9 protein-coding genes are annotated in these 13,303 nt (G+C 62.9%); 7 read left to right on the top strand and 2 right to left on the bottom strand.

The window, feature by feature from the left end; translation table 11 throughout:
• Positions 1-46: 46 nt before the first annotated feature.
• The gene (locus IPK66_02355) at positions 47-1,054 is read right to left on the bottom strand and encodes an NAD(P)H-quinone oxidoreductase (protein MBK8174166.1); all 1,008 of its coding nucleotides are present in this window, start codon (positions 1,052-1,054) and stop codon (positions 47-49) included.
• A 385-nt stretch (positions 1,055-1,439) separates the two neighbouring features.
• On the opposite strand from IPK66_02355, the gene IPK66_02350 reads away from it, so the two are divergent.
• On the top strand, positions 1,440-3,125 hold the full coding sequence (locus IPK66_02350) for a cache domain-containing protein (GenBank protein ID MBK8174165.1): 1,686 nt from the start codon (positions 1,440-1,442) through the stop codon (positions 3,123-3,125).
• A 196-nt stretch (positions 3,126-3,321) separates the two neighbouring features.
• Positions 3,322-4,089: an NAD kinase gene (locus IPK66_02345; protein ID MBK8174164.1), complete on the top strand. Its 768-nt coding sequence runs from the start codon at positions 3,322-3,324 to the stop codon at positions 4,087-4,089.
• On the opposite strand, the gene IPK66_02340 is transcribed toward IPK66_02345, so the two are convergent.
• The gene (locus IPK66_02340; protein ID MBK8174163.1) at positions 4,067-5,161 is read right to left on the bottom strand and encodes a quinone-dependent dihydroorotate dehydrogenase; all 1,095 of its coding nucleotides are present in this window, start codon (positions 5,159-5,161) and stop codon (positions 4,067-4,069) included. The genes IPK66_02345 and IPK66_02340 overlap by 23 nt on opposite strands.
• Before the next feature lie 130 nt (positions 5,162-5,291).
• Here IPK66_02340 and IPK66_02335 point away from each other — a divergent pair, with 130 nt between their 5' ends.
• The 5 genes from IPK66_02335 to IPK66_02315 all read left to right on the top strand — a co-directional run bounded on the left by IPK66_02335 (position 5,292) and on the right by IPK66_02315 (position 13,248).
• Positions 5,292-5,714 (top strand): nuclear transport factor 2 family protein, encoded by a 423-nt coding sequence (locus tag IPK66_02335; GenBank protein MBK8174162.1) that lies wholly within the window; start codon positions 5,292-5,294, stop codon positions 5,712-5,714.
• Between the two features lie 201 nt (positions 5,715-5,915).
• A complete protein-coding gene (locus tag IPK66_02330) occupies positions 5,916-9,371 on the top strand; it encodes an AAA family ATPase (GenBank protein MBK8174161.1) in 3,456 nt (1,151 codons plus the stop codon).
• 6 nt (positions 9,372-9,377) lie between these two features.
• Entirely contained in the window at positions 9,378-10,631 is a 1,254-nt protein-coding gene (locus IPK66_02325) for a YcaO-like family protein (GenBank protein ID MBK8174160.1), read from the top strand.
• Complete coding sequence (locus IPK66_02320) at positions 10,628-11,896, top strand: hypothetical protein (protein ID MBK8174159.1); 1,269 nt, start codon at positions 10,628-10,630, stop codon at positions 11,894-11,896. The genes IPK66_02325 and IPK66_02320 overlap by 4 nt, the downstream gene beginning before the upstream one ends.
• Positions 11,897-12,006: 110 nt before the next feature.
• Positions 12,007-13,248, top strand: a complete 1,242-nt coding sequence (locus IPK66_02315; protein MBK8174158.1) for a hypothetical protein — start codon at positions 12,007-12,009, stop codon at positions 13,246-13,248.
• Positions 13,249-13,303 lie beyond the last annotated feature (55 nt).

Here is a 13,303-nt window from a genome sequence, read left to right as displayed (position 1 = left end):
GGATGCCCTGTGCCTAACCCACGTGATCCAAACATTCCCTCGATCTTCAGGCAAGCAGCAGAATTTTGCCGAAATGCGAGGATTGATGCAGGATTCGATGGCCTTCCGCGGCTTGAGCCAGCGGAAGCCGCGCGAAGACCACCGGCCGGATTTTACCCTCGGCCAGGAGTGGCCAGATCGACTGCTCGAGTGCCGCAGCGATGGCCGCTTTGCGCTCGATGGACTGAACCCGCAGAGTCGAGCCGGTAATGGTCAGTCGTTTGAGCATGACCGGCATCAGATCAACGGCAATCTTACTTCCCTGCAGAAAAGCAATACAAACCAGTCTCCCGTCGCGGGCAAGCGAGGCGATATTTCGCGACACGTAATCGCCACCGACGATGTCAAGGATGACATCGACGCCCTTGCCGCCGGTGGCCTCCTTGATGACAGCGGCAAAATCCTCACGGGTATGATCGATGGCGTGCGACGCGCCAATCCCTCGCAGTCGTTCACATGCCTCGGCACCAGCGGCCGTCGTGAAGACCGGATGGCCGAGAGCGGCTGCGATCTGAACCGCAGTGGTGCCGATGCCGCCGCTGCCGCCATGAACCAGAAGGCTTTCGCCCGGCGCAAGGGCCGCCCGCTCGAACACGTTGCTCCACACGGTAAAGAATGTCTCCGGCAATGCCGCGGCATCGGCCAAGTCAAAACCGTCGGGAATTGGCAAGCACTGGCCCGCCGGCGCCGTACAATATTCCGCATAGCCGCCGCCCGCGACGAGTGCGCAGCAGGTCGCGCCGATCCTCCAGCGACCGGCTCCGGGCCCATCGCCAAGCGCCACGATCGTACCAGAGACTTCGAGGCCGGGAATGTCGGTCGCGCCAGGCGGAGGAGGATAAAATCCGCGCCGTTGATAGACGTCCGGACCGTTGATGCCCGCGGCGGCGACGCGGATCAGCACCTCGCCTGGGCCAGGCACAGGTGTCGGACGCCGCGTCGGTTTCAGCACCTCCGGACCACCTGGCTCGACGATCTCAATGCAGGTCATCTGCTCGGGTATGGTCATCTGCATTGCCTCGCCTCAGAGATTAAGTGAAGAGCGCCGTCAGATACTCCGAAGCCCGCGATCGGACCAGAGCAATCCCGTGCTCGGTAAAGCCGCTCGGCCGACTGCAACTCGGCGACCACACTCGTCGCGTTGGGGTAATCCGCGACAGGAGCTGCTCGCCGAGACTTAAACCGCTGACAAAGACCGAGAATTTACCGCACGTTAATGTTCATGGCTGATGATTACGTTCGGGTCGCAGGCGCATGACGCTGCGCGACGGCACGCGTGGTGCGAAAAAAGAGAACGGTAATGCGCCGATTTGATCTGGTGGCGAGTGAGGCTGCCTGACGTTGCGACCAACGCCATGACGGCGGCGGATGGAAAATCTCAATTAATCCAGTAGGTAGCGATGAAAAACGTCCGGATTCTCCATCGTATGCTTTTGATGCTCCTCGTCGCGATCATTGGCACGACCATCGTCGCCGGGAACTCGGCCACACAGACATACAAAACGCTCATTCATGATCGGCAGGACAAGGTTCATGATCTCGTCCAGTCTGTCGTCTCCCTCCTCGCCCACTATGAGGCGCTTGAGCGCAGTGGCGCGATGACTCGCGATCAGGCGCAGGACGCGGCCAAAGCGGCTGTCCGCACCCTCCGCTACGGCGGCACGGAATATTTCTGGATCAACGACCTCGATGTTCGCATGGTCGTCCATCCGATCAAACCGGAACTCGTCGGGAAGGATCTGGCAACCATCGCGGATTCGAACGGAAAGCATCTGTTTGTGGACTTCGTTGCCGCGGCGAAGAGCAGCGGTTCAGGATTTGTTGAGTACCTCTGGCCGAAACCGGGTCACAATCAGCCGGTCGAGAAGATCTCATACATCGAGCTGTTCCGTCCGTGGGGATGGGTTGTCGGCTCCGGTCTTTACATCGACGACGTCAAGGACGCGTTTGCGAGCGCAATCATCGAATCGAGCATTATCGCTGTTCTCAGCCTTACCCTCCTCGCTGTGGTAATTTTGCTCCTCGGACGTGGAATCAGTCGGCCGATCCAGGCGATGACGGTCGCTATGAGCGAACTTGCTGCCGGGCACCTCGATGTCGACGTGCCTGCCAAGAATCGGGGGGATGAAATCGGCCGGATGGCCGCGGCCGTCGAAGTCTTCAAGACCAACGCTCAGTCGATGCGGCGGCTCGAAGCCGAAACCACCGAGGCCGAAAGGCGCGCCGAGGCGGCGAAAAAAGACGCATTCAGCGCCATCGCCGCCGATTTTGAGGCGAGCATCGGCGCGGTCGTCAAGGCGGTCTCGACGACATCGGTCACCGTACGCAGCTCGGCCGAAACGATGTCCGCAATGGCCGAGCAAAGCAGCACGCAATCACAGGCCGTCGCCACTTCGGCGTTCGAGGCGGCGAATAACGTGCAAACGGTTGCAGCAGCGGCGGAAGAACTGTCCTCCTCGGTGCAGGAAATTTCCCGCCAGGTCGCGCAGGCGTCGCAGGTGACCGCGGAGGCCGTCGTAGACGCGGCGAACGCGAATGATACGGTGAGCGGCCTCTCCGCCGCCGCGCAGGAAATCGGTACCGTCGTCGGCCTCATCCGCGATATCGCCGAACAAACCAATCTCCTCGCCCTGAATGCGACGATCGAGGCGGCCCGCGCTGGCGATATGGGAAAGGGTTTTGCCGTCGTCGCCGCCGAGGTCAAGTCACTGGCTGAGCAGACCGCCAATGCCACCCAGAACATCGCCGGGCAGGTCGGCGGGATGCAATCGGCAACACGCGACGCGGTCGAGGCGATCGGTCGAATTGGCGCGACGATCTCGAGAGTCGACCAGATTGCGGCAGCGATCGCCGCCGCAGTTGAAGAACAGGGCGCGGCCACAGCCGAGATCGCCCGCAACGCCGAACAGGCATCGCGGGGCACCGGCGAGGTCACGGCAACAATTCAGGAGGTCACGCAGGCCGCAGCGCAAACCGGCAATGAATCCTCCCGCGTGCTCGATGCTGCGGGGGATCTCGCGCGGCAATCGAACGCGCTTCACGATCAAGTCGACGCGTTCCTCAACTCGGTGCGTACGGCGGCTTGATCGCCGTCGCTCCCGAGCCATCGGTTTACATGCGCCTCTCCTGCCCGAGGCGCCCTGAGGTGAGAGGGCAACGCACCTTCCGTGGATGAAGCGTCGGCGCGCGATGAGCGTCTGGCAGCGATGCCCGCGTCGGTTATACTGCCGGCCGGCCGACCGGCGGCAATCGACAGACCGACAATCAGAACTCGCGAGCGTCATGCAATTTCCCACCGTCGCCTTCGTTGCCTCCGAAGGCCATGAGGCCCAAGCCGCGCGCCTTCGCCTTGAGGCGGCCTACCCGCACACGTCCGCGGAGGAGGCTGACGTCATCGTGGCGCTCGGCGGTGACGGTTTCATGCTCGAAATGCTTCATCGCTACATGGAACGCAACGTTCCAATCTTCGGCATGAATCGCGGCTCGGTCGGCTTTTTGATGAACACCTTTGACGAGACTGCGCTGCTCGAACGTCTTGAACGCGCTGAAGCGATCAAGTTGCATCCGTTGCGGATGCGAGCGATCGACACCGCCGGGCGCACGCACGAGGCGCTTGCGATTAACGAAGTCTCCTTGCTGCGCGAAACGCGCCTCGCGGCGAAACTACGGATCGATATCGACGGCATCGTCCGCATGTCGGAAATGATCTGCGACGGTGTCCTGCTCGCGACTCCAGCCGGCAGCACCGCGTACAACCTTTCGGTCTACGGGCCCATATTGCCGCTTTCGGCACACGTTCTGGCTCTCACACCGATCAGTGTCTTTCGTCCACGACAATGGCGGGGCGCCATCCTTCCCCACCGGACGATGGTCACGATCGACGTCTTGTTTCCGGAGATGCGCCCGGTCAGCGCGGTGGCCGACTATACGGAGGTCCGCACCGTCACCCGGGTGGCCGTGCGCGAGGATCGCAGCGTCGCCCTGACGTTGCTGTTCGATCCAGAGCACAACCTTGAAGAGCGAATCATCAAAGAGCAGTTTCTGCTTTGAGGTCGCCCCCTCTCACATCAGCACCCACGGCGTCGGCGAGACGGGAGAAGCCATCGCGGCGCACGAGACGGGCGAGCTCCGCGTTGACGCGACCAATCAGGGCCGGTCCTTGGTATACGAGCGCCGTGTAGATCTGCACCAAAGAGGCACCGGCACGAATTTTGGCGTACGCGTCCCGGCCGCTACCAATACCACCGACGCCAATGAGCGGCAGTCGGCCACCGGTCAGGCGATACAAATCGGCAAGCACGCGTGTCGACTCCCTGAACAAGGGGGTACCGCTCAATCCCCCTACCTCGTCACGCGCTCGGCCAGAAAGTTCTGGCGGGCGGGCGATGGTCGTATTTGTCGCCACGACGCCGTCGACGCCCGCAGCCATCACCACTTCGGCGATATCCGCCAGTTCCTCTGCCTCAAGGTCGGGCGCAACCTTGACGAGAAGCGGCGTTCGAATGGCCGCCACGTCCGCTCTCGCTTCGCCAACCCGCTGCAGAAGGCGCGCAAGCGCGCTGCGACGCTGCAGCGATCGCAAGCCTGGCGTGTTTGGCGATGAAACGTTGATCACCAGATAGTCGACAAGCGGGGCCAGCGTGCGGACGGCGATGGCGCAATCAGCCGCGGGATCGGCAGCATCGCGATTTGGTCCGACGTTGCCGCCGACGATACCGGCGTGATGCCGGTAGCGCCGCCGTGACAATCGCGCCGCGACCTGCGCCAGACCCTGATTATTGAAGCCCATACGGTTGATTACCGCGCCATCCTTTTCCAGGCGGAACAGTCGTGGCTGCGGATTGCCGGCCTGAGGCCGGGGTGTCACCGTTCCGATTTCGACGAAGCCGAACCCCTGCGCCAGCATCGCGTCGCAAACTTCGGCATTCTTATCGAACCCGGCGGCAAGCCCGACCGGATTGGCGAACGCAATGCCCCAGACATCCTGCGAGAGAACCGGATCGTTTGCCGCGTTACGCCGCGGCACGAGTCCGAGGCGTAACGCGGCAATCGTCGCCGCGTGCGCCCGCTCCGCCTCGATCGCGCGAATGAGAGGTCCGGCGAGGGCAAAATAATCGAGCACGGGTCCTTAAGCCTCCTTCCCTCGTTGCGTCCGTCGCACCTTATTCCGGTCGTCCGATACGGCATCTTCAATTCCGGTGCGCCCCGTCGCGCGCTAGGGTAATCCTGGTCTCAGCATCTGTCGCGCAACGATGCATTTCGGAGAGTCGGCCGTGAACGATCAGGTCACCGTCCTTTTCGCCAACGATTCGTTCTATGTCGCGTTCGCTGGCGGAGACGTCTCGGCAATGCATGATTTGTGGTCGGAGCGCGATGATATCACCTGTATCCACCCGGGATGGACGCCGATTGAAGGGCGGTCGGCGGTGATGCGAAGCTGGCGTGGCATCCTTTTGGGTCACCCTCCGCAGATCGTCTGCCGCGACGCCGCCGCCCACTTGCTGGGTGACGTCGCGTACGTCGTCTGCTTCGAACAGATCAACGACGTAGTCCTTGCCGCCACCAACATCTTTGCGCGCGAACATGGGGCCTGGAAAATGGTCCATCATCAAGCGAGCGCCTCACCGGCGCCAACCGTTGAACCGTCCAAGGACTCCCGTACATCCCTGCAATAACCCTCTCTGGGGCATCACTGGGCCAACGCGCGTTTACGTGGCAAACCGGACCGTTCGCCAGCATGGAATACGCGACTGGCTACGGATATAAGAAGCGTCGATGGCGCACCGCAGGGACGAGCCGCCCGCCCGGAAGCACCAAACGCCGGAAGCGCCCGACCGCGCCATGACGTTCTTCAGCGACGGCTCTGCGAGAAGATAATGCCGGATCAACGTGTCGACGCATGGCTTTCGTCGCTGGGCCTGTCGCAGTATGCTGCGGCGTTCGACGCGCATGAGATTGATTGGGACGTCTTGCCCGACCTCTGCGAGAGCGACCTTGAAAAGGTCGGGGTCGCCCTCGGACACCGCAAGAAAATCCTTCGCGCAATTCACCAAGCACTCCATTCCGACGGCCCGGTGGGGAACGCTGGCGGTGTCGCATCCGACGGCACCGGCGCCGCACGAGCCAAGACCCCTTCCTCCGCGAGAAGTGCTCCAACGACGGATCGCCCGAACCTCGATCAGCCGGTCGGGACCGAATCCCGCGCCGAACGCCGACAGCTCACCGTGATGTTCTGCGATATGGTCGGATCGACCGAAATGGCGCGCCGGCTCGATCCGGAGGACATGCTTGAGATCCTCAAACGGTATCAGCGCACCTGCGCCGGCCACGTCGCCGAATTCGGCGGTAGCATCGCCCAATATCTGGGCGATGGCATCCTTGCATATTTCGGCTATCCGCAAGCGCACGAGAACGACGCGGAGCGGGCAGTGCGTGCCGCTCTCGGCATTATCGACGCGATCGGACCATTGAACGCCGTGCTCGAGCGGCGCAATCACGTCACCGTGGCCGTGCGGATCGGCATCGCAACAGGCCTCGTCGTCGTCGGCAACATTGTCGGCGAAGCCGGCGCCGAGGAGCGAACGGCGATCGGAGAAACCCCCAACCTCGCCGCCCGGTTACAAAGCCTGGCGCCCGGCAATTCTGTCATCATCGCCGACGGAACCCACCGTCTCCTCGCCGCCCGGTTCGAGTGCAAGGACCTCGGGTGTCTTCCGTTAGCGGGGTTCGTCACGCCTGAGCGTGTGTGGCAGGTTCTCCGGGTGAAGGACGCCTACAGTCGTCTGGAGGCCAGCCGGCGTACCGCGCAAGACACACCGTTCGTCGGCCGCGATTCGGAATTGGCGCTGCTGCTGGATCGCTGGCAGCAGGCACGACACGGCGCCGGCCAAGTGGTACTGGTGTGCGGCGAGCCCGGCATCGGCAAATCGCGGCTGAGCGTCGCATTCGAAGAGCGCGTGTCAGCCACACCCCATGGCAGCGCGCAGTACTGTGGCTCGCCCTTCCGCCGTAACAGCGCGCTGCATCCGATCATCGAGCATCTGACGCGCGCCGCGAACTTCGATGACCGCGATGACGAGCCGACCCGACTCGGCAAACTTCGCCGCGTTCTCGGCGACGACCGCCAGAACGGCGAGCACGCGCTCCCACTGCTCACCTCGTTGTTATCCCTGCGCGTTGAGGGCTCGCAGTCGGATGCGCAGATGAGCAGTCAGAAGCAGAAGAACCTGACCATCGAGGCCTTGGTCTCGCGACTCGCCGACGCCGCGCGAACGGTACCGCAGATCGTCTTCTTCGAAGACCTACAATGGTTCGACCCAACGTCGCTCGAGTTTTTCGACTTGCTCGTGCGCCGTGGGGCGCACTTGCCGATCATGGTTCTTGCCACCTTCCGCCCCGAGTTTACGTCGCCCTGGGAAACTCTTCCGCATGTCACGGCGATCACCCTCAAGCGGTTGAGCCGCAGACAGACCGAGGCGTTCGTTCGCGCGATCCTCGGCGGCAAAACCATGCCGGATGCCCTGTTTACTCAGATCGTGGCGAAAACCAGCGGCGTGCCGCTGTTCGTCGAAGAACTGACCAAGACGGTCCTCGATTCTGGCTTGGTGCGGGCGGAAGCCAACCGTTATGTCCTCGACGGGCCGTTACCACAGCGGGCGATTCCATCGACAATTCATGATTCATTAATGGCGCGGCTTGATCAACTCGCCTTGCCGAAAGATATCGCCCAGATCGGCAGCGTCGTCGGACGTCGATTCTCGTACGAACTCTTGGCGAAGGTCACCGCATTGCCGGATGCGGTCCTGCGGGAATCGCTCGAGCGATTGGTTGCGTCGGGTCTGGTTTTCTGTCGAGGCGCCCCGCCAACGTCGGTTTACGCCTTTAAACACGCGCTGATCCAAGATGCCGCGTATGAGAGCCTGCTGATTAGCAAGCGTCGGCACCTGCATCATCGTACGGCCGTTGTCCTTGAAGACAGCTTCCCCGAAGCCGCCCGCAGCAGCCCAGAGCTCATCGCCCATCATTTCACCGAAAGCGGCGACGGCACGCGCGCGACAGCCTATTGGCTCAAAGCCGCCGAAAAAGCCAGCCGAGCCTCGGCTTATCGGGAATCTGTCAATCATCTCATGCGTGGGCTGTCGGCGATCGAGAGTCTGCCCGATGGCCGCGAGCGCACCGTGCTCGAGCTCGAACTTCGCCTGCCGCTCGGCGCCGCGCTGATGGCACTGAACGGCGCCGGCTCGCCGGAAGTTGAAGCAGTTTATGCCCGATCCCTCGAACTCTGCGCCCGTCTGCCGGAATCGCCGCTGCACTTCGCCGCCTTCTGGGGCTGGTGGCGGATCTCGATGGATTTCCGAACCGGACGCGAGCGTGCCGACCGTTTGCTGACGCTGGCGGAAGGCCTGCACGATCCCAGCTTGGTCCTGCAGGCCCATCATTCCCTGTGGGCGACCAATTTCATGCTGGGCGACCATCAGGAGTGCCTGCAGCACATCGATCGCGGCCTCGCCCTCTATGATGCGAACGAGCATCCCATCTTGTCCTCGATCTATGCCGGTCACGACACCAAAGTGTGTGGTGACGGCGAAGCCGCCTTGTCGCTTTGGCTGCTCGGTCAACATCAGCAGGCGGACGAGCGCATCCGCTCAGCGGCCGCGTGGGCTCGCCGCCTCGATGATGCCGGCAGTATCGCCCACGCTCTCGACTACGCCGTCGTCCTCAACCGCTACCGTCGACGGGCTGACGAAGTGGCCCGCCTGGCGGATGAAATGATCCGCTTCGCCGAGGACCGAGGACTGAGCGACTACATCGCCAAGGGTCGGCTGTTTCGCGGCTGGGCAACGGCGATGTTGGGTGATACGCCCGCCGGCGTGAAAGACCTCATCGAGGGACTGAAGAACCAGACGGCAAACGGGACGCCCGAGGACTTCCCCGTCTATTATGACATGCTGGCCGAGGTATTCTACGCCGCCCGTCGCTTCGAAGACGGACTATCTCAGATTGAGGAGGCGCTCGCCGTCGCTGCCCGCAGCGGCATATGCTATTGGGACGCTGAGCTTCACCGGCGCAAGGGAGCGTTGCTGCTGTCGATGGGCGAGTTCCACGCGGCGGAAGCGGAGGTGTGCTTCGAGCGCGCGCTCGCCGTGGCCCAAGCGCAGGGAGCACGAATGCTCGAACTCAACGCAGCGACGCAACTCGCGCAACTCTGGCAGCGGCAGGCTCGCCCAGCCGCGGCCAAAGCGCTCCTGAAGCCGCTGTTCGAGCAACTGGTGGAACAGTGTGGTCCCGACGAACTGCGCGAAACGCGAGCCGTCTTCGCGAACCTCGACTGATCGAGCATGCGCCCCGACTCCGACCCCTCCGCCCCGCCTGCCGCCAGAAACAACGCCATGAAGCGTTATCGGTCCGGTACGCATCGCATCGTGCCCCCCGCCGCAACGCTTGCGTGGGTCCGACCGCTTTTACAGGTCATCGGCATCACCCGCATCGCCAATGTCACCGGCCTCGATCGTCTCGGCATTCCGGTGGTCATGGTCACCCGGCCGAACGCTCGCTCGATCGCCGTCTCTCAGGGCAAGGGGCTCTCCCTCGAGGCGGCTAAGGCGTCAGGCGTGATGGAAGCGATCGAAACCTGGCACGCGGAGACCATTCTTGCGCCTTTGAAGTTCGCCTCCTTCGACGACATGCACTGGTCCCACCGGATGATCGACATTGCCGGTTTGCCGATGACGGTGGATAGCCCCTACCACGACGACCTGCCCATCCTGTGGATTGAGGGGCGCGACCTCGTGCAGGGCGGCGCCATCTGGCTGCCGTACGAGATGGTACACACCAATTATACGTTGCCCGCGCCGCCCGGCAGCGGTTGTTTTGTCGCCAACACCAACGGTCTTGCCTCGGGCAACCATCGGTCGGAAGCCGTCCTGCACGGCATTTGCGAGATCGTCGAGCGGGACGCGACGACCCTGTGGCACCTGTCGAACGACGGCGAACGACAGCGCAAAACGCTTGATGACGCCAGTGTTGATGATTCTGCCTGCTGCTCGGTTCTTGAGCGTTTTGCCGCCGCCGGGCTTGAGGTGCGCATCTGGGACGTCACCAGCGATGTCGGCATCGCCGCTTTTCTTTGCCTCGTTTCCGGCCGCGATGAGACAGCCGCCGACCCCGAGTTCGGCGCCGGCTGTCATCCCGCCCGTGAGATTGCCCTGCTTCGGGCGCTGAGCGAGGCAGCGCAGGCGCGCACGACGTTCATCTCCGGCGCCCGTGACGACATGGGGTGGGATATTTACGCAAGCAACGCCCGCGCGCGGCGGCGGCGGGCGTGCGCCGCCCTCCTTGCCCACGCTCCGGCGCGAAGGTTTTCAGAAACACCGAGCTGGCAATCGGACAGCATCGATGCGGACATCGATGCGGCGCTGATCCGCCTGCAAGCCGTCGGAATCACCGAAGTTGCCGTCGTCGATCTCACCAAGCCGGCACTGCGTATACCGGTGGTGCGCGTCGTCATTCCCCGACTCGAAGGTGCGATCGACGTCGAAGGGGGCTTTTTACCGGGCGCGCGCGGGCACCGCCTCATCTCGGCCGCACCATGACACGCTATATCTTCCTCGGACCGACACTATCGATCGAAGAAGCGCGAGCCCTCTGTCCGGCGATCTATCTGCCACCGGTCCGCCTCGGCGATGTATGGCGGGTTGCCGCCTTTGGCGGCGCCAGCGAAATCGGAATTGTCGATGGCTATTTTGAGCGAGTGCCGGCGGTCTGGCACAAGGAGATCCTCTGGGCGCTGGCCAACGGGATCGTCGTTGCCGGAGCTGCCAGCATGGGGGCGCTGCGCGCGGCCGAGCTCGCATCGTTCGGAATGAAAGGTATTGGTCGGATCTATACGGCGTTCGTCGAGGGATGCTTTCCACCCTACGCCAGCGAACCCTTCGAAGATGATGACGAGGTCGCCGTTGTTCACGGCCCAGCCGAGAGCGGCTACCTGTCCTCGGAAGCGATGGTCAACATTCGCGCAACGCTCGCCGCTGCCGCGCAGGCGGGAGTCATCAGCCCGCCCGCCCGCGATGCCCTAGTGCTGAGCGCCAAGCAAACGTTTTACAAGGATCGATCGTGGGCCGGACTGTTGCGCGGCGCTGCATCACTGATCGATGCAAACGAATGCGACGCGCTTCGCGCTTGGCTGCCGCACGGCCGGATCGACCAGAAGCGATGTGATGCGATCGAGCTGTTGCGCTGGTTCGTAGAGACCGAGGCACACGCACCGGAGGCCCAATTTTGCTTCGCCGACACGGCACTGTGGCGACGGGTAACGATTCCGCCCGTGGACCCGCGCGGCGTGCGCGTGCTCCTCGAGCTGAGGCTTCAAGCTCACCGTTGGCAGGCCACACGCGCTGCAGCGCTGACCGCGATCGTCGGTGGCGATCAAGATCAGGAGTTCGCGCCCCTGCTTGCGCCGGACAGCGACCCCCAAATTGCCGCAACTCTGCTCGAGGATTACGCGTTGCGCCTTTCTCGCCGCCAGGACCTCGTGGATGCCGCGACGCCAATTCTCGACGCGACGATGATCGAGCACCTGCGTGCGACAGGAGCATTTGCCGAGCTTCTTGCCCGGGCAGACGCGAAAGACGCGTACCTGCGTACCCTTAATGTGTCCGTCGATGAGCCTCAATCGGATATCGAGATTTCGTTTGCGGACCTTTGCTCCTGGTTCGCCGACCACGTCGGCGGTAAGACGCCGGCGAGCGAAGCGGATCTTGCGTCCTGGCTGGATTTCGACGAGCTTACCGCGCTCTGGCGTGCCCTTGCTGCCGAGTATGTATTCGTAACGGCGCGATCGTCCTTGCTCGACCCGTGATCGCCGGTGGCGAAAAAACGCCGCGTCGAACGTGGCAATTGCCGCTCCTTCTGGCGGAGCGTATAGTCGATCGGTCGCGCTTCGGCTGACTTGGGGGCTCCGCAAGCGTCATGCCGGTCCGTCACGACGAACAGTTGCGCATCAGTGGAACGCGCGTGCGATTGCATCCGCAGCCGCGTTTTATGCCCCAGTACGCCCAGCCGGAAACCGTCTGGTTATCGCTGGCACCGGGCCGTATTGGTCCTGGTCCCGCCGATGGGCGTATGTACACCGTCGATGCGCTCGACAAGAAAGCGTACGCCCCAGACGCGTTTCCACCGTGGACGGGACAGTGGAGCCCGCCAGTCACTCCCGGGCCTGACGGCCACTTCGATCACATTGACCCCGCATCACGCGAGTTTGGCGTCGTGCACATGTATGGAACCGTGCGCCGCGTGCTCGATATCTGGGAAGGATATCTCGGCTATCCGGTCGAATGGCACTTTCACGATCTTCAGCCGCGCCTGGAATTGATCCCCTACATCGACTGGGACAATGCCCAATCCGGATATGGCTTTATGGAGACCGGCTACGGCAAGCCGCGCGGCGACGGCCCGCGCGAACCGTTCTGCCTGAATTTCGACGTGCTGGCACACGAGACCGGCCATCTCTTAATGTTTTCGCTGATCGGCATTCCCGACAATGACACGCTGACGACGGAGTTTCGCGGTTTCCACGAAGCGTCGAGCGATCTGGTGGCACTGATCTGTGCTCTGCATTTTCCCTCGGTCGTCGAGCACGTGCTTGCGGGCTGTCGCGGCAATCTTTACGTCGAGAACGAAATCGAGCGCATCGCCGAGCTGTCACCGACCGAGCAGATCCGCAGTGCCTCGAACTCGCACCGAATGAGCGAGGTGCCGGACGTCCGTACTCCGTGGGACAAGCTGACCCAGCCGCAACTCCATCAGGTCGGCGAGCCGATGACCGGCGCCATCTTCGATATCCTCGTCGAGATCTATCAACAGATTCTCGTCGAGGAAGGCGTTATTTCGCGTGATCTCGCCGATCTCGCCGACCGTGCCGCCGACGGCTCGATCGACGTCCACCGCGTGCGCGAACCGTTCGACGCCGCCTACACGGCCGATCCGAGCGGTTTTCATCAGGCGCTGGCGCGAGCGCGCGATATCGTCGGCTGGCGACTGGCACAGGTCTGGCAGCAGACGTCACCGCATAACCTTAACTTTGCCGGCGTCGCCGCCCGGTTTCTAACCATCGATCGCCGACGGTCGGGACAGCGATTCCAAATGATCATCCGCAACAGCTTCCGTTGGCGGCAAATCGGACCTGGCTTCCTGCCTGGCGCGGCGCGATGATCAACCGATCGGCACGGTGCGGCGGTCGGCAATGACACAAAAGTGACGGTTTACA

This window comes from Rhodospirillales bacterium (assembly GCA_016712595.1).
GTDB lineage: Bacteria > Pseudomonadota > Alphaproteobacteria > Rhodospirillales > Defluviicoccaceae > Defluviicoccus.
The sequence above is the reverse complement of the archived record's forward strand: the minus strand, read 5'-3'. Positions and strand labels throughout refer to the sequence as shown.

Bases quoted from the DNA above. Each gene is read 5' to 3' on its own strand.
- IPK66_02330 (MBK8174161.1), top strand. From the start codon at position 5,916: ATGCCGGATCAACGTGTCGACGCATGGCTTTCGTCGCTGGGCCTGTCG.
- IPK66_02315 (MBK8174158.1), top strand. From the start codon at position 12,007: ATGCCGGTCCGTCACGACGAACAGTTGCGCATCAGTGGAACGCGCGTG.
- IPK66_02355 (MBK8174166.1), bottom strand. From the start codon at position 1,054: ATGCAGATGACCATACCCGAGCAGATGACCTGCATTGAGATCGTCGAG.
- IPK66_02350 (MBK8174165.1), top strand. From the start codon at position 1,440: ATGAAAAACGTCCGGATTCTCCATCGTATGCTTTTGATGCTCCTCGTC.
- IPK66_02325 (MBK8174160.1), top strand. From the start codon at position 9,378: ATGCGCCCCGACTCCGACCCCTCCGCCCCGCCTGCCGCCAGAAACAAC.
- IPK66_02320 (MBK8174159.1), top strand. From the start codon at position 10,628: ATGACACGCTATATCTTCCTCGGACCGACACTATCGATCGAAGAAGCG.
- IPK66_02345 (MBK8174164.1), top strand. From the start codon at position 3,322: ATGCAATTTCCCACCGTCGCCTTCGTTGCCTCCGAAGGCCATGAGGCC.
- IPK66_02335 (MBK8174162.1), top strand. From the start codon at position 5,292: ATGCATTTCGGAGAGTCGGCCGTGAACGATCAGGTCACCGTCCTTTTC.